Origin of the sequence: Alkaliphilus sp. B6464 (assembly GCF_018141165.1) — a bacterium.
Classification (GTDB): Bacteria; Bacillota; Clostridia; order Peptostreptococcales; family Natronincolaceae; genus Alkaliphilus_B.
In genome coordinates this window covers 3,185,292-3,204,973 of sequence record NZ_CP058557.1, presented here as the reverse complement: position 1 = coordinate 3,204,973, position 19,682 = coordinate 3,185,292, and the positions used below count along the sequence as shown (strand labels likewise).

Genomic DNA, 19,682 nt, shown 5'->3' with positions numbered 1-19,682 from the left:
GTTATAGATATTATCTATTGGTATAGGTTTAACAAAAGTATTACAATTCTTTTGTAGACATAGATAAATTTTTCAGGAGGGAATTGTAATGAAAAAATCTTTAAGTATTTTTTTATCAGTATTAATAATTTTTTCTATAATATTAACTGGATGTACTAAGGAAGCTCCTTCTGGTACAACTGGAGAAGAAACTGGAAATAGAGAAACAGCTAATGAAAGTATTAATACTTTTAGAGCCCAAATGACATTTAATGGGTCATCAACTTTAGCACCTGTAATATCAGCTATTGCAACTGATTTTATTGAAGAATACACTACTTGGGATAAGGTAGATCCAAGTTTTCCAGCAGAAAATATTTCGATTTATGTTTCTGCAGGAGGTTCAGGTGCTGGTGTTAAAGCTGTCTTAGAAGAGACCGCTGACTTTGGTATGTTAGCTAGAGAAATAAAAGACGAAGAAAACCAAAAAATTGGAGATCCAAAAGAATTTAAACTGGGAATAGATGCTTTAACAGTATCAATTAATCCTGAAAATCCTTTACTTAAGATAAAGGATGACTTATCTACAGAAGAAGTTAAGAAAATATTCTCTGGAGAATATAAGTATTGGGATGAAGTTGAAAGTAGTTTACCACATAGAGAAATTGTAGTAGTTATAAGGGACCTAGGTGGTGGAGCCCATGAGGTATTTCAAAAAAGTGTAATGGGAGATACAGAAGTTAGAGAAGATGCTATCCAGGCACCGTCTATGGGAGCTTTAGTTACAAAAGTAATAGAAAATAAAGACGCCATAGGATATGCTTCCTTCGGTATGGTTAATCAAAATATAGGAAAGCTTATTCCGTTAAAGGTTGATGGAGTTGAAGCTACTAAAGAAAATATAGTAAGTGGATCATATAAAATATCTAGACCTCTTATAGCTGTTAAAAAAGGAGAGTTAACACCTGAGCAACAAGCATTTATGGATGTACTTACATCTGAAAAAGGATCTGCAATTATTGAAAAAATGGGCTATGTGCCTGTGAAATAAATTCAGGGGATATTATCCTCTGAATTTTTTTGAGGTGGTATATATGTATAAATTGCTAGATAAAGTCTTTGGAATAGTTATTAAGTTGTTAGCATTGTTCTCATTATTATTGTTAGCATTTATAGTATTATTTATATTTAAAGAGAGTGTAGTGTTTTTTAAGGAAGTACCTGTACTAAATTTTATAACGGGAAGACGGTGGAATCCCCTTAAATCACCTAATGATCTATCTATTTTCAATATAATATTAGGTACATTATATGTATCAGTTGTTGCAATTATTATAGCATTACCGATAGGTGTGGGTAGTGGAATTTTGTTATCCACATATATAAAGGGTAAGTGGAAAATTGTTATAAGAGGAATAATTGATATTTTAGCAGGGATACCATCTGTAGTATATGGCTTTATAGGTCTTTTAGTAATAGTTAAATTTTTTGAAAATACTTTGGATTTTTCTACAGGAGAATCTGTATTGGCTGGGGGTATACTTTTATCAGCTATGGTTTTACCTTACATAATATCTACTTGCCAGGAGACTATGGATAAGGTATATGAAGAACATTCCCTTTCTTCAAAGGCTTTAGGTATATCTAAGACATATATGGTAAGAAAAATTGTAGTTCCAGAAAGTAGAAAGAGTATAATAGCTGCTACTATTTTAGCTCTAGGCAGAGCTATGGGAGAGACAATGGCTGTTATGATGGTGATAGGGAATGCGCCTATTGCTCCAAGACTTTTGGGAAGAGCTCAGACGATACCTTCTTTAATTGCCCTTGAAATGGGTATGGCAGAAGTAGGAAGCTTGCATTATCATGCTCTATTTGCTTCAGGTCTAGTACTTATGATTATGCTTTTAATTATCAATATAATTCTTTATTATATTAAAAAGGGAATTGGTATATAGAATAAAAGAGGATGATATTATGTTAGAAAATATAAAAAGTGCATTGTTTAAAATATGGATTACACTAAGTGGAGTAATAGTGTTTTTTTCAACCTCATTTATATTTGCATATATAATTAAAAATGGGTTTAAATCTGTAAATCTTGAATTTATATTTGGCAGTCCCCAGGGAATACCCTTAGGTTCTGAGGGAGGAATTTTTCCAGCAATTGTAGGTAGCTTATTTTTAATGATTATTGCTTGTATATTTGCATCTTTGTTAGCAATTTCAACATCTATATATGTAGTTTATTATTGTAAATCCCTTAAAATCGAAAACATAGTTCATGTTATAGTTCAGTGCATGGCTGGTGTACCTTCAATAGTTTTAGGTCTTTTTGGGTATACGCTTTTAGTAGTTAATTTAAAATTAGGAAGATCTCTTTTATCCGCTGGGTTAACTTTGGGGATTATGATTTTTCCATTTATACAAGTTAGAGTTGAGAAAATTTTCAGGGAAATTAGTAGCTCTATAATTAACTCATCCTATGCCTTAGGAATATCTAAGTCCTATACATTTTTTAAATTAATACTTCCTATATGTAAGTCAGAAATAGTTTCTGCGATAACTTTAGCAGGCGGATTTGCAATGGGAGCTGCGGCCCCTATAATACTTACTGGGGCAGTAATCTTTGCTCCAATACCTAAATCCTTATCCTCGCCTGTAATGGCACTGCCTTTTCATTTATATATACTTACTGGAGAAGGTATTTCTCTTGAAAAATCCTATGCAACGACTTTAGTACTTATAGGACTACTTTTTATAATAAATATAATTTCAATAGCCCTAACTTTTATACGAAAAGGAGTTAGATAGATGAATATTATTGAATTAGCAAATTTAAGTGCATATTATGGAGATAAAAAGGTTTTAAATAATATAAATATGAAAATAGCAAAGAATAAAATAACTGCTATTATTGGACCATCTGGTTGCGGAAAATCAACTTTACTAGCAGTTCTAAATAGAATGTTGGAGGAGAATGGTGGAGCAATTGAGGGTAAAGTTTTCTTTGATGATAAGGATATTTTAAATTATCCTAAGGATGAACTAAGAAAAAGAATAGGGATAGTTTTTCAAAAACCTAGCCCGTTCCCCATGTCAATATACAAAAACCTTACCTATGCCCCATTATATTACGGAGTAAGAGATAAAAAAATATTAAATCAGATGGTTGATGATAAATTAAAGATTTCAGGACTTTATAAGGAAGTAAAGGATAATCTTAAAATGTCTGCACTAAAGCTTTCTGGTGGACAACAACAGAGGTTATGTATTGCAAGAGCTCTTACAGTAGAGCCGGATATATTATTAATGGATGAGCCTTGTTCAGCCCTAGATGTAAAGAATACTGCTAATATAGAAGATATGTTAGTAAATTTATTAGACAATTATACTATAGTAATAGTTACTCATAACCTTTCACAGGCAAAAAGAATTTCGGACTATACAGCCTTTATACTGGATGGAGAAATTGTTGAGTATGGTGAGACAAATAAAGTGTTTAATAATCCTAAGGATAAAAGAACTAAGGAATATATAGAAGGGATATATGGTTAATAATAGGAGGTGGACTATGCTAATATATGATATCCCAGGTATGGGAAAAATAAAAATAGAAAATATAGTTTTTGACTATAATGGAACTATAGCTGTTGATGGAAAATTGTTAGATGAAGTTAAAAATTTTTTAATTAAACTCAAAGACCTGGCAAAAGTATATGTACTTACCGCCGATACCTATGGAACTGTTGAAGCAGAATGCTGTAAGTTAGGAATAAATATAAAGACCTTTCCAAAGGAAGATGCCAGTTATTTTAAAAAAGAAATAGTAGAGGAGCTTGGTTGTAAAAATACTATTTGTATTGGAAATGGTTTTAATGATATAGAAATGTTTAAAATATGTGGTATATCTATAGCTATTGTTGGAGAAGAGGGGTGCAGTGGTAAACTTTTAGCTAATTCTGATATAGTAGTTAAATCTATAGAAGATGCAGTTCATATTATATTAAATGAAAATAGAATGAAGGCTACATTAAGAACTTGATTGAGTCACACTATATTAGTTGTGGCTCTTTTTTCTTTAGGGATGTACTCTAATTTAAAAATTTAAAAGAATTGTGATTAAGTGATATAATTAAGTAAATGGAAAATATCTGATTTAAAATAATAGAAGGAATAAGTAACTTTAAAAGGAGAAAAAAGATGGATGTTTACAATGTACTAAAAACCTATTTTGGATATGAAAAATTTAGAATGGGCCAAGAAAAATTAGTTGATAGTATAGTTAATGGCAATGATGCCTTAGGTATAATGCCTACTGGTGGAGGAAAATCCCTTTGCTATCAGTTGCCAGCCATAATCTTAGAAGGAATAACAATAGTAATTTCACCATTAATAGCCCTTATGAAAGATCAGGTGGATTCATTAAAGGAAATGGGTGTACCAGGAGCTTATATTAATAGTACAATGGAACAAAATGAACTTATTACAAGAATTAATGAGATAAGAGAGAACAGATATAAAATATTATATGTTGCTCCAGAACGACTAAATACAAGTTATTTTAAAGATTTAATTAAAGACATAAAGGTTTCATTTGTAGCAATAGATGAGGCCCATTGTATAAGTCAATGGGGACATGATTTTAGACCTAGTTACCTTGAAATACCTAAATTTATTGACTCATTAAATACTAGACCCGTAGTAGGAGCATTTACTGCAACTGCTACAAAAGAAATAGTACATGAAATAAAGCATCTAATTAATTTAAATAACCCAGTAGAATCAATAATAGGTTTTGATAGACCAAATCTATTTTATGAGGTAATAAAAACTAGCAACAAATTTTCTTATTTAGTTGAATATCTAAATTCTAACTTTCAAGAAGATGCTGGAATAATATATTGCGCTACAAGAAAAACAGTAGAATCTTTAGTGAAAAAATTAGGTGATCAAGGTTTTTCTGTTATTGGATATCATGGAGGGATGGATTCTGACGAACGGCAACAAAATCAAGATGATTTCATATTTAATCGGGCTAGAATAATTGTAGCAACTAATGCCTTTGGCATGGGAATAGATAAGCCAGATGTAAGATTTGTTCTTCATTATAACATGCCTAAAAACATGGAGGCGTACTATCAAGAGGCTGGTAGAGCTGGAAGGGATGGAGAAAAAAGCAATTGTATTTTATTATATTCACCCTCAGATGTTGTTAAGCAAAAACTTATAATACAAAATGAAAATCTAACACACGAACGGGAAGAATTAATATATAAGAATTTACAATACTTAGTTGATTATTGCCACACCAATGATTGCCTGAGAAATAGTATATTAACATATTTTGGAGAAGTAATAGAAAATAGCAAATGTAATAATTGTGGTAATTGTTTAGATCAATCTGAAATGGTGGATATTACAGAGGAATCACAGAAAATTTTATCTTGTATTTATAGAACTAATCAAAGATTTGGGCTGACTACTGTTATTCAAGTTTTAAGAGGATCGAAGAATAAAAAATTGATACAATTTGAACTATATAAAGTTTCTACTTATGGAATAATGGCTGATTATAGTGAAATTGCAGTTAGAGAGATTACAATGACTCTTGTTTCTAAAGGGTATATACATATAACTGCAGATAAATTTCCTATACTAAAGTTAACTTCAAAAGCTAAGGAAGTACTAAGAAACGAAGTGAAAGTTTATCACAAAAAACATTTAATTGAGAGAAAAGGACAAATAAGTAAAAGAGAAGAGTCTAAGAAAAAAGATGTAAATGAGAATTATGATGCAAACTTGTTTACAGAACTTAAAGAATTAAGATATTCTATTGCCAAGGAAAGGAATATACCTCCTTTTATGATATTCCATGATTCAACCTTAAAAGGAATGGCCGCACATCTTCCTAAAGATAAAGAGGAATTGTTAACAATAAGTGGAGTAGGTCTAAAAAAATATGAGAGCTATGGAGAAGCCTTTATAAGCGTAATTGAGGATTATTGTGGAAAAAAATAAGTTTAATAAGAACGCTATATATAAGGTTAGAAGGAGAAAGCAATGATTGATTCAAGAATTAATACTTTTATTACAGTAGCTAAAACTAAAAATTTTACAAGAGCCGCCGAAATTTTAAATTTAACTCAACCAGGAGTCTATCAACAAATTCAATATTTGGAAAACTATTATGAAGTAAAATTTATAAAGAAAGAAGGAAGGGCATTAAAACTTACAGAGGAAGGAGAATATTTTTTACAATATGCTAGGGAAATAGTAAATATATCAGCAGAGATGGAGCGGAATCTAAGAAATGGTGCACCTACTATTAAAAGACATAACCTAGCAGCTACTATGACTATTGGTGGATATGTAATCCCTTCTATTTTAGGAGACTATAAAAAGGATAATCCTAATATAAATATAGCGCTATCAGTAAATAATACTAATATAATCTTAAAAAAGATAATTGATAGGGAGGTTGAATTAGCTTTAATAGAAGGGCCTTTTGATAAAATAAAGTTTAAGTATAAAAAATTTAAAGATGACGAGCTTGTTTTAGCAGTTTCATCAGAGCATGATTTTGCAAAGAGAGAATCAGTTAATCTTAATGAAGTTTTAATAGGGAATCTATTACTTAGAGAGCCTGGTTCAGGTACAAGGGAGATATTTGAAGGTGAACTAATAAGTCACGGCTATAGTACAGATACAATTAGTGGATGTATGGAAGTTGGCAGTATTAGTGCAATTGTTTCTCTTGTTAAAGCTAATGTGGGCTATACAATTATCTCTAAAGAAGCAATAAAAAAAGAAATAAGTGAAGGACCTATAGTAATTGTTCCTATAGACAATTTTAAAATGTATAGAGATTTTAATTTTGTATATTTATATGAAAAAGAAATTGATTTTATAGATAATTTTATTGAATTTTGCTGTAATTATGATGGACTTAAATAATAAGGACCATATTAGGTTATTAACCTAATATGGTCCTTATTAAAATTCAATATCACAATTGCACTTTAGCGGTTTTAGTTTTCCTATAAAGCAAAAATGCTAATAATAAAGTTAAGGCCTCACTTAATATAATGCTTAACCAAATACCTATTGTTCCCATAAATACAGGTAAAGCTATAAGAAAGAATACTGTTAATATAATACTTCTATGAATAAATTCAACTAAATTTGTAATATACATTATTAAAAAAAGTTCTATATAACGTTTACAATTAATAAAACTAGTGTATAATAAAAGCGAATAATAAATTCATTTTTATTGGAGGAGTATATGGCTCAATATAAAAAAGATAAAATAAAAGAGGATATTGATACTGCGGCATTGATTGTTTTTTCAGAAAAAGGATATAAGGGCACTAAGATTTCTGATATTGCCAAAAAAGCTAATATATCGGTTGGAAATATATATAGATATTATAAAAGCAAAGATGAGATATTCATTTCTATTGTGCCTGAAAGTTTTTTAATATCGGTAAAGGATTTATTGCTTAATAAGATTTTTGTATTTAAAGAAAAAAAACTACAATACATTGGAGAGTCAGATGAATTTTTATTGATAAATGATGAATTTATAAAGTTTATTGTGGAAAACCGCGAACGTATATTGATTGTATTTCATAATAACAAAGGCACAAAATATGAATATATAAAACTAGAGCTTATTAATTTTCTTATTAAAGCTGTGTTAAATAATTATACAATAAAATATGGTCAACTTTTAAATAAAAATAAAATTGAGTTTGTAATAAAGACTATTTATGAAAATCTCATTAATATGACCCTTAATATACTGCAAGAGGCAAAAACAATTGAAGAAGTTAAGGGTTATTTAGAAGTTATTAATTCATATCATATGTTTGGTGTTGCAAACTTGTTTGAATAGTTTACTAAAGGTCGTAAAGTTAAATATAAGGGAGTGAATAATTCTATGGATAATTATTATGAAGCCTTTGAGGAAGAAACGGAATACTTAAACAGTACATTGAGATTTATAAAAAATGAGCTGAATAAGGAACTCGAAACTCTTATGAATAGAAAGAATGAGCTTTTAAAAAGCAGAAGAGAAATGTATGAAAATACTGTCCATTTTTCGACTGATTTTGAAAGACTAACAGAGATAAGTCAATATCTTTCAGTGCTTAACAGCCAGACATCAAGCTATGGAAGTACAATGAAACAAATAGAAAAGTATGAAAAAATGTTGACATCTCCTTATTTTGGAAGATTTGATTTTGTTGAAGGTGACTCAGAAGAAAAGGAAAAGATATATATAGGACTTCATAACATCATAGATTCCCAAACCTGTGATATTTTAGTATACGATTGGCGTGCACCGATATCTAGCATATTTTATAATTATGAATTAGGAAATGCTTCTTATAGATCACCGAATGGCTCTATAGAAGGTAATGTGTTATTGAAGAGACAGTATAAGATTGAAAGAGGTCATCTTGAGTATTTTTTTGATTGTAACATAACAATTAACGATGAAATACTTCACAATATGCTATGCCGCAATTCATCTACTAAGATGCAAAATATAATCGAGACCATTCAAAAAGAACAGGATATGGTTATTCGGGATACTGATAATGAACTGTTGATTGTTCAAGGTGTTGCTGGAAGTGGTAAAACCTCAATTGCTCTACATCGAATTGCTTTCTTACTGTACCATGGAATGAATTCAAAGTTGTATTCTAATAATATAATAATTATTTCTCCAAATAATATTTTTAGCGAATATATTTCCGGTGTTTTGCCTGAACTAGGGGAAGAAAATGTACAGCAGATCACATTTGACGAAATAGCTGCTAAACTATTAGAAGAGAGAATAAAAATAGAAAAAAGAAATGAACAGCTAGAAAACTTAATTACTGATAAAAAGCAGGAAAAATTATGTGCTAGAAAAAGTAGTATTATGTTTAAAGGCTCAAGGACATTTAGTAAAATTTTAAATAGACTGATAAAGTATTATATAAGAAACATGATTGAATTTGAAGATGTATATTATGATGGAAAAATAATTGAAACTAAAGAATTGCTTAAAAATCAATTTCTTAATGATAAAACTGGATTACCTATGGCAAGAAACTTGAAAAGAATTGAAAATATATTATTTCATAAAATTCACCCACTACGAAAAGAAAGAATTAAAAGGATTGAAGAATTTGTTCAAAAAATTGATGGCCATGAATTTGAAGTAAAATCTTTTAGTAGGCTTATTTCCATAAAGGAATCGACTAAATTATTAAAGAATATTAGAAAATTTACAGAAATTGATTATTTACATATGTACAGTGTGTTATTTAATAAGACAGGGCTTTTTTCAAAGTTGGCACAGGGGTTAGAACTGCCTGAGGATATTGAGCAGGTTATAGAAATAACTAAAAACAATTTAGAAAGGGGTTATTTGTGTTTCGAAGACTGTGCTCCCCTTTTATTTATTAGATTAAAAATTGAAGGAAATGATATGTTTTCAGAAATTAAGCAGGTTGTTATTGATGAGGCGCAGGACTATTCCCCTATGCAGTATGAAGTTCTTAATTTACTATTTAAGGAAGGGAAATTTACTGTTTTGGGAGATATTCACCAGTCGATTGATAAAGATGTTAACTTATCAATATATGATACTATTGATGAAATCTTTAATAAAAGAAAATCAGTAAAATTATTTCTTCATAGGAGCTATCGGTCCTCCTATGAAATTAGTAATTTTTCGCAAAAAATATTAAATATTCAACAGAATTGTATTAGCCTTGAAAGGCATGGAGTAAAACCTTTTATCAAATATAATAAGAATCTAGTAGATATGGATGATACTATTGTAAAAAATATAAAGGAACTTATTAAGGAAGGATATGAATCTATAGCAGTTATTTGTAAAACGGCTGAAGAGTCCAAAGAAGTGTATATGAGGTTAAAAAAGCTAGTACATATTAAGTTGATAGATTTGAAAGATGATGAGATAGCTACGGGAGTCATTGTTATACCAACATATATGGCAAAGGGTTTAGAATTTGATGCTGTTATAGTTTATAATGTGTCCCATGATAATTATTTTACCGAGCTAGATAGAAAATTATTGTATGTAGCCTGTACTAGAGCATTACATAGGTTAGGACTTTATTATGCAAGAGAAAAGAGTCTGCTTATACCTGATTTTCATAATTAAAGCTAAACCTATATTATATATTACAAAGAATCTTCGACTTTTAATTCAAGAGCATAAATATTTGGGTATTAAAGGCGAGAATCTTTCAAGTTTTCCAAAGCATAAAGGATTCACAAGGTGATTTCATATATCATAATATAAATAGATAAAAGAAAAAATGAGGTGAATATTATGAATGAGTATAATTGTCTTAAAATCGGAATGAAAGCTCCAGACTTTACAGCACAAACCACCTTCGGTCAAATAACACTTTCGGATCTAAAAGGTAAATGGGTAGTGCTTTTTTCACATCCTGGGGACTTTACACCTGTGTGTACCACTGAATTTATTGCTTTGGCAAGGCACAATTGTTATTTTGTACAGAGAAATGCACAATTATTAGGATTAAGCGTAGATAGTAATCCATCCCATTTAGCTTGGGTCTATAATATTTATCAAAATACTGGGATACAAATTCCTTTTCCTGTAATAGCAGATAGTAATGGAAGAGTAGCAAAAACTTATGGTATGTTTCCAGCTGATGCAAGTACTACACAGACTGTGAGAAATGTGTTTTTTATTGATGATAAGCAAGTAATTAGAGCAATTCTTGTGTATCCTCTTACAAATGGAAGAAATATACCGGAACTAATTCGTATTCTAGATGCCCTACAAACTACAGATAAGGAAAAGGTGGCAACACCTGCGGATTGGATGCCAGGTCAGCCTGTAATTGTACCTGCTCCACAGACCTATGATGAATTATTGAGAAGAAAAACTGGAGAAGAAGGTCTTTGTTGTATAGACTGGTATTTATGTTATAAGAATATTAAATAGAAAAGAAGTCGTATTTTTACGGCTTCTTTTCTATGCAATTTTTAATTAACATAATATATATGGAAGAAAATACTGCTTCTTTTTTCTAATATGAAAATTCTTGATTTTTATGTATAATAGAAGTAAAGAAGAACTGTTCTATCAAAGGAGGTGGTAGTTCGATGACATCTAGCAGAATTGAAGAGTTAAAACGTCAGCGACAAGCGGAAATACATCCTAAAAAAAGCCAGTTGCCTTATTTCTTTTTCGTTGCTTTTATTTCCTTTATTATTTGCTGTTACTTTTTTAATACAAATACAACATATAGTATAGTTTGGACTATAGGTATTTTAATAGGAATTACTATGCAACGATCGAGATTTTGTTTTGCAGCAAGTTTTCGGGATCCAATTATGGTTGGGACTACATCCCTCTTTAGAGCTGTAATTATTGGATTAATGATATCTACAATAGGATTTAGTATATTTCAATATATAACAATTGGTGATGTACAAAATTATTCTATAGCTGATGTACCAGGACAAATTTATCCCGTAGGTTTTCATACGATACTTGGTGCCATTTTATTTGGAATAGGTATGGTTATAGCTGGGGGTTGTGCCTCTGGAACATTGATTAGAATTGGTGAAGGCTATATTATGCAAGTAGTTGTTCTAATAGGATTTGTTGTAGGAGCTACATTAGGAGGTAGCCATTTTGAGTTTTGGGACAAACTATTTATTTCATCGTCAAAAACGATATATATACCTAAATATATAGGATTTATACCAGCACTTATAATTCAAATAGCAGTTTTAACTATACTATATTGGTTAGCTATCTGGTATGACAAGCAAAATAACATTATGGCAGATTTATAGGAGGGATTTTTATGGCAGAATATAAATTAGATTGTATGTTTGAAGCATGTCCTATCCCATTGTTAAAAGCATTAAAGCAATTAAATACTATGCAAGTAGGAGATCTATTGATTATGCAAACAGACCATAACTGCTCTATTACTAATGTGGTTGAATGGACTAAAAAACAAGGACATTATATTGATTATATTGAGATTGGCGAAGGAGAATGGGAAATTTATATTGAAAAGGCTAAATAGTAGGAGGGATCAGATTGAATTTAAAAGATAAACTATTTAAGAAGCCTTGGCCTTACTGGGTGGGAGGAATCATTTTAGCACTTTTAAATATACTTTTATTATTTACCACTGGATCGGCATGGAAAATTAGCACATCACTTTTGTATATTGGTTCGGCAATTTTAGATAAGTTAGGTATAAATACTAATGATTGGTATTATTTTAATGTTTATACTAATCAATTAAAACCTGGGGATACGTACTTAAATAACAGGTTAATAGTTATGGCTGTTGCTATTATTTTAGGATCTTTACTATCTGTATTATTTGTATCCGAGTTTAAGTTTAAAAAAATAAAAAATAAAAAACAATTAGTAGTAGCTCTTATAGGTGGTATTCTTATGGGATATGGATCTAGGTTAAGCTTTGGGTGTAATGTAGGCGCATATTTTAGCGCTATACCATCTTTTTCAGTCCATGGATGGGTTTTTGGAGCATTTATGTTTGTAGGTGCATGGATTGGAAGTAAAATATTATTTAAATATATTTTATAATAATTAAAGTAGCTATCTAAATATTTAGATAGCTACTTTAAATCAACCCTAACAAAACCCCCGTTTAGATGATTTTATAAATTTAATAAATTCTTTTTCGTGAATAGTTAAACTATGGTCTTCTCTATATGCAATAAAAAATTCGCTAAATATATCTAAACCTTCTATTCTAATTTCTTTCAAATGACCGTCTCTTAACTCACGCTTTATTGATAGCTCTGGAATAAAAGATATTCCTTTTCCTGACAAAACAGAGGTTTTAATTGCCTCCATTGAGTTTAATTCGTATATGATATTTAGATTTTCAATTTTAATATCATGTGGAACTAGTGCATTTTTAATAGTTTGATGGGTTCCTGAGCCGCTTTCTCTAAAGATTAATGGAAGCTTTTTAAATTCATCTAAAGTAATAGTATCCTTCATGAGAGGCAATGAAGTTACAAGCAGTAGACGATCCGAAGTGATTTTTTCGGTCTTGATATTTGCTACATTTACATTTCCATGTATAATACCAATATTAATAGTACGATCTAATAAATTTTTAATAACATCATTGGTATTACTTATCTCAAAGTTAATATCAACATCTCCAAAGTCTTGCTTATAAATATAAATGCTACAAGGCAAAGCATATTCTCCTACGGCTTTGCAAGATCCTATTAATAGTTCTTTTTTATTAGATTTTAAATTTTTCAAATCCCGTTCTATATTATCCTGCATAGAAAGAATAGTATTTGCATAGTCAAAAACAACTGTTCCTGCTTCTGTTAATTCTACTCCTCTATTACTTCTAGTTAGTAATGTCACTTCTAAATCTTTTTCTAAAGATTGTATTTGCATGCTTAAGCCAGGCTGTGTTAGATGAAGTTCTTTAGCAGCTTTTGAAATGCTGTTTAACCTTACTGTTACATAGAAGGCTTTTAAATATTGTAAGTTCATAATGTAGCGATGTCTCCTTCCTTAAAGAAATAAGCCTATTAATAATCTATATCATTTAAACTTTAAATAGAATATTTGTTAACTATTTAATATATCTATGTCTTTATTATACCATGAAGTAAAAAAAATAGTAGTGATTACATTTCAATTTAGTAAAAAAGGGTTAAATAAAAAACAATGATAAGCTATATTTATATTGCATAATTAAGTCTTATTATATTAATTGTGAAACTTGTACTATAATATTTAGTATAGAGATGTTAAAAAAGTGACATAGTTTGTTTTATTTGTAACTTATATTTTGCCTTAATATTGATATTATAAATATTTTGTAAGGAGGACTAATTATGGGAAATACTGAAAAGAAACAAATCACAAGAAAAGATTTTATTAAAGGAATTGGAGTTTCTGTAGCTGGAGTAGCTATGGCTGGAGGTGTAGGTGGATTACTTACTGCCTGTACAAGTGCTGGAACAGCATCTGTAGATACAACTGGATCTACAGAAAAGCCACAGTGGCCATTTAAGTATGTAAAGTTAGATCCAGCAAAAGTTGAAGAAAGAGCATACAATGCATATAAAGAAAAAGGTGGCTGAGGTGTCGGAGTAGCCGAAGGGTTCTTCGGCACATTAGCAGATGAAGTAGGATATCCTTTTAATCAAATCCCAACAGAAGCATTTACTAGTGCAGCTGGAGGATACGGTGCTGCAACACTGTGCGGATCATTAGGGGTAGCTGCAGCATGTCTTGGTACAGTAACAGATGTAGATACACAAAAGAAAATAGTATCAGAACTATTTAAATGGTATAAAAAACGTGATTTCCCACAATACCAACCAGAGAATTTAGGTTTAAAACATACGGTTGCAGAATCAATATTATGTGAAGACTCTGTAGGTAAGTTCATGAAAGAACAAGGAGTAGCATACGGGGATCCAGAAAGAAAGAGCCGTTGTGCAGGAGTAGCAGCTGAAGTTACACGTAAAATGGTAGAACTTCTTAATGAAGAATTAGCTTAATTAATAATATAAACAAACAATAAAGATGAAGGGAAATACCTTCATCTTTATTGTTTTACTTATAAAAAAACTATAAATTTTCATATTATAATATATTTTGTCGATTAATAATAAAAAAATACAGGAGGAATTTTTGGAATTTTCTATAATATATTATAGAGAACAATTAGAGAATGTCATAATAATAAGATTTGTTGTATCACTACTTTGAAATGGAGGTACGGGGATGAATAACCTAAATTACTGTGTTGAGTGCAGAAGAATCTCTTATTTTAATGGAACATGTAGTTACTGCCAATCAAATGACATTAAAGATATTGACAGAAAGGCACCTGTTAATGTTATTGGAACAAAAATTAAAGGTAGAGTAATGAATGCAAAGGATGGAATGGTTGATATTTTATGTACTGGAGAAGGTAACATAAAATCTATTAGACAGTTTGAAGCTGAAAACCTTAGAAAAATTCTATAATATTAAAAAGATTACTTTAAAAGACTTTAGGTTAAACCTAGAGTCTTTTAATTTTATTTATTACTAAAATAAACTGCATATTAATTAACAAATAAATCACATTGTTTTTTATATAATCATTGATTAAAATTACAAATATAGATTTTCAAATGATTACCTAGAACGTAGATAAATAAACAATCACATGCTGAAAAATCTTTAACAAATAGATTGGCAATAAAAAATATTTATATTGTATAAGTATAACTTATCACTAAAATTAGGCTGTTAATGTTAATATATTAACAAGAGGAATATTCTATAGGAATATTGAGTTTAATAGAAAAAATAAATAGTAAAGAGATTATTTAGGAGGGACAATCATGGCGATGAATGAAAAAAAACAAATTACAAGAAAAGACTTTATTAAAGGGGTTGGAGTTTCAGTAGCTGGAGTAGCTATGGCAGGAGGTGTAGGTGGACTACTTACTGCCTGTACAAATCCTGGATCAGCATCAGTAGATTCATCTGGTTCTAAAGAAAAACCACAATGGCCGTTTAAGTATAAAAAATTAGATCCAGAAAAGGTAGCAGAAAGAGCATTTAAGGGATATAAAGAAAAAGGTGGCTGAGGTGTTGGTGTAGCTGAAGGGTTCTTCGGCATGTTAGCAGACGAAGTAGGATATCCATTTAATCAAATTCCGCCAGAAGGATTTACTAATGCAGCTGGCGGTTATGGTGCGGCAACACTTTGTGGATCATTAGGGGTTGCAGCATCTTGTATTGGTATGGTAACAGATGTAGATACACAAAAGAAAATAGTAGGCGAACTATTTAAATGGTACAAGGGTTTTGAATTCCCTGAGTATCAGCCAGAAAATTTAGATTTAAAACATACAATTGCAGAATCAGTATTATGCGATGATTCTGTAGGTAAGTTCATGAAGGAACAAGGGGTAGCATATGGAGATCCAGAAAGAAAGAGTCGTTGCGCAGGGGTAACAGCTGACGTTTCACGTAAAATGGTAGAACTTCTTAATGAGGCTCTAGCATAAAAAATATTGATATATAATAAAAAGATGAGGAAAATATCTTCATCTTTTTTTATATTTGACTATTTTAAAATATAAAATAGAGATTATCTGTTATAAATGACTATATAGAAGAGAATAAATATAATATAATATTGTTTTATGTTAAAATAATATAGTGTTAATATATTTTAAGTAAAGAATAACCATACAATGAATTTTGTTGTATAAATATATAATTGTGATTTTGAAAGGATTGTAAATATGAATAAAAAATTAGTATTAGCAGAAAAACCTTCGGTAGGAAGAGATTTAGCTAGAGTTTTAAATTGCAATAAAAAAGGAAATGGATACTTTGAAGGACAAGAGTATATTGTAACATGGGCTCTAGGTCATTTAGTAACATTAGCAGATCCTGAGAGTTATAATGATAAATACAAGTCCTGGAGAATAGAAGATCTACCTATGCTACCTTCAGATTTAAAACTTGTAGTCATAAAAAAGACTGGCAAGCAGTTTAATATTGTAAAGGATCAAATGCATAGACGGGATGTTGGAGAGATTATAATTGCTACGGATGCCGGTCGTGAAGGTGAATTAGTTGCGAGATGGATTATTGATAAAGCTAGAGTAAATAAACCAATTAAACGTCTTTGGATCTCATCAGTTACAGATAAAGCTATTAAAGATGGTTTTAAAGGCATAAAAAATGGTAAGGATTATGAAAAGCTTTATTTATCTGCCGTTGCCAGAGCAGAGGTAGACTGGATTGTAGGTATTAATGCTACTCGTGCACTAACATGCAAATATAATGCACAACTTTCCTGTGGGAGGGTGCAAACACCAACTCTTGCAATAATCGCACAAAGAGAAGAGGAGATTAAAAACTTTATTCCTAAAACTTTCTATGGAATACAAGCTATTAGTAGTAGTAATTTAAAGTTAACATGGCAGGATAGTAGAACAAAGGATATTAAAACCTTTGATAGAGAGAAAGCTACTAAAGTACTTAATTCTATAAAAAATAAAAATGCCAATGTAGTAGACATAGATAAAAAGTATAAAAGAAGTTATTCTCCAAAACTATATGATTTAACAGAGCTTCAAAGAGATGCTAATAAAATATTTGGCTATTCTGCAAAGGAAACCCTTTCCATTATGCAGAGACTTTACGAAAGCCATAAGGTTTTAACCTATCCTAGAACAGATTCAAGATATATTTCTTCGGATATAGTAAGCACATTAAATGATAGACTTAAGGCTTGTGGAATAGGACCTTATAAAACATTGGCATATAAAGTTTTGCAAAATCCAATAAAGGGAAATAAGTCCTTTGTAGATGATAGTCAAGTTTCAGACCACCATGCTATTATTCCAACAGAGCAGTTTGTTCAGCTAAGTGCTCTAAATGATAGAGAAAGAAAAATATATGATCTTGTTATAAAACGATTTTTAGCTGTTCTATATCCTCCTTTTGAATATGAGGAGACTTCTATTAAATCTAAAATTGGAGAAGAAATTTTTATAGCAAAGGGCAAAGTAGTTATTAGCCAAGGCTGGAAAGAGGTTTATGAAAATAATTTTGAAGATGAGGACGCAGCTGATGGTGTTTCAGAGCAACTACTACCTAGTATGAACAAGGGAGATATTTTAAAAATATCCTCTACTACTCAAACAACAGGACAGACAAAACCACCGGCACCTTTTAATGAAGGAACTCTACTTTCAGCTATGGAAAATCCGACTAAATATATGCAAGATGCAGATAAAGATTTAATTAAAACAATAGGAGAGACTGGAGGGCTAGGGACTGTAGCCACTAGGGCGGATATTATTGAAAAGCTGTTCAGTAGCTTTCTATTAGAAAAAAGAGGAAAAGACATATTAATAACTTCAAAGGGAAAGCAACTATTAGAATTAGTTCCTGAGGATCTTAAATCTCCTGCATTAACTGCAGAGTGGGAACAAAAACTAAGTGCTATTTCAAAGGGGCAACTTAATAAAGATAGCTTTGTTAACGAAATGAAAAACTATACAAAGGTAGTTGTAAATGAGATTAAAAATAGTGATGAAACATTTAAGCATGATAATTTAACAAGAAATAAGTGCCCAGAGTGCGGAAAGTATATGCTTGAGGTTAATGGTAAAAGAGGTAAAATGCTAGTTTGCCAAAGTAGAGAATGTGGCTACAGAAAAGGTATTACACAAAATACCAATGCAAGATGTCCTAACTGCCACAAAAAGCTAGAACTTCGTGGTGAGGGTGAAGGACAAATATTTGCATGTAGTTGTGGACATAGGGAAAAACTTTCTACATTTAAGGAACGAAAGAAAAAAGAAGGTAGTAAAGTGTCTAAAAAAGAAGTAGCCAAATATATGAGGGAGCAACAAAAAGATAGTGACAAATTTACTAATACTGCTCTTGCAGATGCTCTTTCTAAATTGAAACTTTAATGATTGTTAGCAACTTTCTTATTTCATAACAGATAGAAAGGTAACGGTAAGAAAATAATAGACAAAAACACTTCTGTAGATTATTATAGAATATTATTATTGAATGTAGTGTTAAAAATTTTTAAAGGGGCAAGGAGGGTAAATATTGTTTAACTTAGATACATGAGTAGGCTATATGACAGATAATTCTAGTAAAGTTATCTGTGATGCCTTCAGTGAGAGGGTAATGAGGTTAGGTGTAACTAGGGTACAGTGGATTGCCCTGTATTATTTAGGTAAAGAAGAAGTTATTAGCCAAAAAGAACTTGCAGAAAAGATGAATATAAAAGAATCATCTGTAGCTCGTTTACTTGATCGTATGGAAAGAGATGGATTAGTAGAGAGAGTTAAAAATGAAAACGATAAGAGAGTAACAAATGTAAGGCTTACAGATAAAGGAAAACAGTATAGAATTAAATTATTACCAGAGGGTGAAGAATTTGAAAAATTACTGTATAAAAATATATCCGATGAAGAAATGAAAATTTTTACAACGGTTCTATCAAAAATGGTTAGTAACATAAATGAGAATATTAATAATAAAAAGTGCACACATAGTTTGTAAAATGTGTGTATTTTTTTATGCATATAGGAAAAAATATATACAATTAAAAAGTGATAAAAAACGACAAATTTTTATCAAAAAGATATTGACAATTTTTAAACACTTGCTATACTAATAATTAGCATGACAAGTAATTTAACAAGGAGGAGAATAAAATGGCAAGAGACGTAAGACAAATGTTACAGGATTTTAGTGGAGGATTAGAGGAACTAGCGAATACTAATGGGGCTCAAGTTGAAGCTTTTATGAATTTATTAGGGGCAGCTTATGAACCAGATGCATTAGATTTAAAAACAAAGGAGCTAATTAGTATAGGAGTTGCTATTTATAACCGTTGTGAATATTGTATTGTTTTCCATACCTACAATGCACTACAAGCGGGAGCTACAAGAAAAGAAATTATTGAGGCGGCGATGGTAGCAGTAGCCTTTGGTGGAGGACCTTCCATGGCTTATAGTGTTACATTATTAAAAGATTCAATTGATGAGTTTGAAAAAGATTTCCAATAAATAGATAAGAGAGGACAGTTACCTGTCTTCTCTTTATATGTTTTTAAAGTTGATAGGAG

Annotated in this window: 20 protein-coding genes; 19 read left to right on the top strand and 1 reads right to left on the bottom strand. The window is 30.5% G+C overall.

Annotated features, from left to right (window positions below; all coding sequences use genetic code 11):
• Window positions 1-88: 88 nt before the first annotated feature.
• From HYG84_RS16360 to HYG84_RS16300, 13 genes are all read left to right on the top strand, one after another.
• On the top strand, window positions 89-1,030 hold the full coding sequence (locus tag HYG84_RS16360; RefSeq protein ID WP_212379101.1) for a phosphate ABC transporter substrate-binding protein: 942 nt from the start codon (window positions 89-91) through the stop codon (window positions 1,028-1,030).
• 43 nt (window positions 1,031-1,073) lie between these two features.
• Entirely contained in the window at window positions 1,074-1,937 is an 864-nt protein-coding gene (gene pstC / locus HYG84_RS16355; protein ID WP_212379099.1) for a phosphate ABC transporter permease subunit PstC, read from the top strand.
• 19 nt (window positions 1,938-1,956) lie between these two features.
• Window positions 1,957-2,793 (top strand): PstA family ABC transporter permease, encoded by an 837-nt coding sequence (locus tag HYG84_RS16350; protein WP_212379097.1) that lies wholly within the window; start codon window positions 1,957-1,959, stop codon window positions 2,791-2,793.
• Entirely contained in the window at window positions 2,794-3,537 is a 744-nt protein-coding gene (gene pstB / locus HYG84_RS16345) for a phosphate ABC transporter ATP-binding protein PstB (protein WP_212379095.1), read from the top strand.
• A gap of 16 nt (window positions 3,538-3,553) precedes the next feature.
• On the top strand, window positions 3,554-4,024 hold the full coding sequence (locus HYG84_RS16340) for an HAD family hydrolase (RefSeq protein WP_212379094.1): 471 nt from the start codon (window positions 3,554-3,556) through the stop codon (window positions 4,022-4,024).
• A gap of 158 nt (window positions 4,025-4,182) precedes the next feature.
• A complete protein-coding gene (gene recQ / locus HYG84_RS16335; RefSeq protein WP_212379092.1) occupies window positions 4,183-6,000 on the top strand; it encodes a DNA helicase RecQ in 1,818 nt (605 codons plus the stop codon).
• A gap of 42 nt (window positions 6,001-6,042) precedes the next feature.
• The gene (locus tag HYG84_RS16330; RefSeq protein WP_212379090.1) at window positions 6,043-6,936 is read left to right on the top strand and encodes a LysR family transcriptional regulator; all 894 of its coding nucleotides are present in this window, start codon (window positions 6,043-6,045) and stop codon (window positions 6,934-6,936) included.
• A gap of 331 nt (window positions 6,937-7,267) precedes the next feature.
• Window positions 7,268-7,879 carry a TetR/AcrR family transcriptional regulator gene (locus HYG84_RS16325; RefSeq protein WP_212379088.1) on the top strand — a complete coding sequence of 204 codons (612 nt, stop codon included), beginning with the start codon at window positions 7,268-7,270 and terminating at the stop codon, window positions 7,877-7,879.
• Between the two features lie 45 nt (window positions 7,880-7,924).
• Window positions 7,925-10,168 carry a HelD family protein gene (locus HYG84_RS16320; protein ID WP_212379086.1) on the top strand — a complete coding sequence of 748 codons (2,244 nt, stop codon included), beginning with the start codon at window positions 7,925-7,927 and terminating at the stop codon, window positions 10,166-10,168.
• A gap of 171 nt (window positions 10,169-10,339) precedes the next feature.
• The gene (locus tag HYG84_RS16315; protein ID WP_212379084.1) at window positions 10,340-10,984 is read left to right on the top strand and encodes a peroxiredoxin; all 645 of its coding nucleotides are present in this window, start codon (window positions 10,340-10,342) and stop codon (window positions 10,982-10,984) included.
• A gap of 161 nt (window positions 10,985-11,145) precedes the next feature.
• The gene (locus tag HYG84_RS16310) at window positions 11,146-11,844 is read left to right on the top strand and encodes a YeeE/YedE thiosulfate transporter family protein (RefSeq protein WP_212379081.1); all 699 of its coding nucleotides are present in this window, start codon (window positions 11,146-11,148) and stop codon (window positions 11,842-11,844) included.
• Window positions 11,845-11,855: 11 nt separating this feature from the next.
• Complete coding sequence (locus HYG84_RS16305; protein WP_212379079.1) at window positions 11,856-12,083, top strand: sulfurtransferase TusA family protein; 228 nt, start codon at window positions 11,856-11,858, stop codon at window positions 12,081-12,083.
• A 14-nt stretch (window positions 12,084-12,097) separates the two neighbouring features.
• Window positions 12,098-12,616 (top strand): YeeE/YedE thiosulfate transporter family protein, encoded by a 519-nt coding sequence (locus HYG84_RS16300; protein WP_212379077.1) that lies wholly within the window; start codon window positions 12,098-12,100, stop codon window positions 12,614-12,616.
• A gap of 48 nt (window positions 12,617-12,664) precedes the next feature.
• Here HYG84_RS16300 and HYG84_RS16295 read toward each other — a convergent pair whose 3' ends face one another.
• Window positions 12,665-13,555: a LysR family transcriptional regulator gene (locus HYG84_RS16295; RefSeq protein ID WP_212379075.1), complete on the bottom strand. Its 891-nt coding sequence runs from the start codon at window positions 13,553-13,555 to the stop codon at window positions 12,665-12,667.
• A 347-nt stretch (window positions 13,556-13,902) separates the two neighbouring features.
• On the opposite strand from HYG84_RS16295, the gene HYG84_RS16290 reads away from it, so the two are divergent.
• The 6 genes from HYG84_RS16290 to HYG84_RS16265 all read left to right on the top strand — a co-directional run bounded on the left by HYG84_RS16290 (window position 13,903) and on the right by HYG84_RS16265 (window position 19,623).
• Entirely contained in the window at window positions 13,903-14,574 is a 672-nt protein-coding gene (locus tag HYG84_RS16290; RefSeq protein ID WP_212379073.1) for a C-GCAxxG-C-C family protein, read from the top strand.
• A gap of 226 nt (window positions 14,575-14,800) precedes the next feature.
• Window positions 14,801-15,046 carry a hypothetical protein gene (locus HYG84_RS16285; RefSeq protein WP_212379071.1) on the top strand — a complete coding sequence of 82 codons (246 nt, stop codon included), beginning with the start codon at window positions 14,801-14,803 and terminating at the stop codon, window positions 15,044-15,046.
• Window positions 15,047-15,414: 368 nt separating this feature from the next.
• Window positions 15,415-16,080: a C-GCAxxG-C-C family protein gene (locus HYG84_RS16280; protein ID WP_212382346.1), complete on the top strand. Its 666-nt coding sequence runs from the start codon at window positions 15,415-15,417 to the stop codon at window positions 16,078-16,080.
• Between the two features lie 240 nt (window positions 16,081-16,320).
• The gene (locus HYG84_RS16275) at window positions 16,321-18,510 is read left to right on the top strand and encodes a DNA topoisomerase III (RefSeq protein WP_212379069.1); all 2,190 of its coding nucleotides are present in this window, start codon (window positions 16,321-16,323) and stop codon (window positions 18,508-18,510) included.
• Window positions 18,511-18,685: 175 nt separating this feature from the next.
• The gene (locus HYG84_RS16270; protein WP_249168661.1) at window positions 18,686-19,114 is read left to right on the top strand and encodes a MarR family winged helix-turn-helix transcriptional regulator; all 429 of its coding nucleotides are present in this window, start codon (window positions 18,686-18,688) and stop codon (window positions 19,112-19,114) included.
• Between the two features lie 155 nt (window positions 19,115-19,269).
• Complete coding sequence (locus HYG84_RS16265) at window positions 19,270-19,623, top strand: carboxymuconolactone decarboxylase family protein (RefSeq protein WP_212379067.1); 354 nt, start codon at window positions 19,270-19,272, stop codon at window positions 19,621-19,623.
• The last annotated feature ends 59 nt before the right edge of the window (window positions 19,624-19,682 follow it).